General features: G+C 43.3%; 1 protein-coding gene. It reads left to right on the top strand.

Annotated features, from left to right (window positions below; translation table 11 throughout):
* Positions 1–41 precede the first annotated feature (41 nt).
* On the top strand, positions 42–728 hold the full coding sequence (locus A3766_RS23145; RefSeq protein ID WP_082907191.1) for a transglutaminase-like cysteine peptidase: 687 nt from the start codon (positions 42–44) through the stop codon (positions 726–728).
* Positions 729–793 lie beyond the last annotated feature (65 nt).

Genomic DNA, 793 nt, shown 5'->3' with positions numbered 1-793 from the left:
GGAAGCGAATGCTTAAAAATAGAGTAAACCAATAAGTCACAATGACTCCGATATTCAATAGCTATTGCTTAGGCCTCACTCTTTTAAGGACCCCGATTTACAAGCGGGTTGTCATAATTTTTTTTATTACGACCTGCGCCTCAGCCCTAGACCTTAACTCTAAAGTTCTCGATTTTATTGACCAGCGCTTCGGCCAGGACGCTGTTAGCCGACTCCAGCAATGGGAAAGAATCGCTAATTACAAACAAAACATTACCCATCAACAAAAGCTAAAACTTGTAAACCAGTTCTTTAATAGAGTGAAGTTCGTATCCGATCAAGAACAATGGAATAAGGAAGATTATTGGGCAACGCCATTAGAGTTTTTGGCAACCAATGCTGGCGACTGTGAGGACTTCTCAATTGCAAAGTACTTTACGCTTCGGGAAATGGGAATCCCTGATGACATGATAAAAATCACCTACGTCAAAGCGCTTGAGCTGAACCAGGCTCACATGGTCCTCGCCTATTACCCGACTCCAGACGCTGAACCCCTCATTCTCGACAACCTGATTAATGAAATAAAACCAGCAGGCCAACGTACCGACCTGGCACCTGTATACAGCTTCAACGGTGAAGGCTTATGGCTTTCGAAGATTAGAGGTCAGGAAGGTAAACGCATTGGCAATGCAGATAAGCTGGAAAGCTGGGTAGAGCTATTCAACAGACATTATAAGTTACTGAAATAAGCATCACCCACCCTTTAACCCACCACAACACAATTTTGTCACTAGACCACACAATGTTGACGTTA

The organism is Oleiphilus sp. HI0132 (assembly GCF_001635845.1).
Note: the sequence above shows the minus strand (reverse complement) of the source record. Positions and strands in the feature narration are given on the sequence as shown.